This window comes from Halopseudomonas xiamenensis (assembly GCF_014219065.1).
Classification (GTDB): Bacteria; Pseudomonadota; Gammaproteobacteria; order Pseudomonadales; family Pseudomonadaceae; genus Halopseudomonas; species Halopseudomonas xiamenensis.
On the sequence record NZ_JACLGO010000072.1, the window covers coordinates 1 to 1,016 of the forward strand.

Here is a 1,016-nt window from a genome sequence, read left to right on the forward strand (position 1 = left end):
GGTGACCCAGGACGATATCGACAACGGCGTGATCGTCGAGGTACCGGTAGCGCCCGGTGATACCGATGTCAGCGTCAATGCCACCATCACCGACCCGGCGGGTAACTCCGGCAGCGACAGCGACAACAAACCGGTGGACAACACCGTGCCCACAGTTGAGGTGGAATTGCAGGGCGCCGGTCCGGACGGTGTGTATAACGAAGCCGAGATCGGCCCGGACGGCACCGTCCCGGCGCTGGTCACCCCTGGTCCGACCGTCGAGGTCGGCGACATCCTGGTGGTTACCGATAAAGACGGCAATACCCTGTGGAACCGCCCGGTGACCCAGGATGACCTGGACAACGGCGTGACCGTGCAGGTACCGGTAGCACCCGGTGATACCGATGTCAGCGTCAATGCCACCATCACCGACCCGGCGGGTAACTCCGGCAGCGACAGCGACAACAAACCGGTGGACAACACCGTGCCCACAGTTGAGGTGGAATTGCAGGGCGCCGGTCCGGACGGTGTGTATAACGAAGCCGAGATCGGCCCGGACGGCACCGTCCCGGCGCTGGTCACCCCTGGTCCGACCGTCGAGGTCGGCGACATCCTGGTGGTTACCGATAAAGACGGCAATACCCTGTGGAACCGCCCGGTGACCCAGGATGACCTGGACAACGGCGTGACCGTGCAGGTACCGGTAGCACCCGGTGATACCGATGTCAGCGTCAATGCCACCATCACCGACCCGGCGGGTAACTCCGGCAGCGACAGCGACAGCAAGCCGGTGGACAACACCGTGCCCACAGTTGAGGTGGAACTGCAGGGCGCCGGTCCGGATGGTGTATACAACGAAGCCGAGATCGGCCCGGATGGCAAAGTACCGGCACTGGTCACCCCCGGCCCGACCGTCGAGGTGGGCGATACTCTCAAGGTCACCGACAAGGACGGCAACACCCTGCTCGAACGCCTGGTGACCCAGGACGATATCGACAACGGCGTGATCGTCGAGGTACCGGTAGCGCCCGGTGATA

1 pseudogene is annotated in these 1,016 nt (G+C 63.9%); it reads left to right on the top strand.

The features are described from left to right. A pseudogene (locus tag H6X51_RS19855) lies at positions 1-1,016 on the top strand (hypothetical protein); the annotation flags it as partial.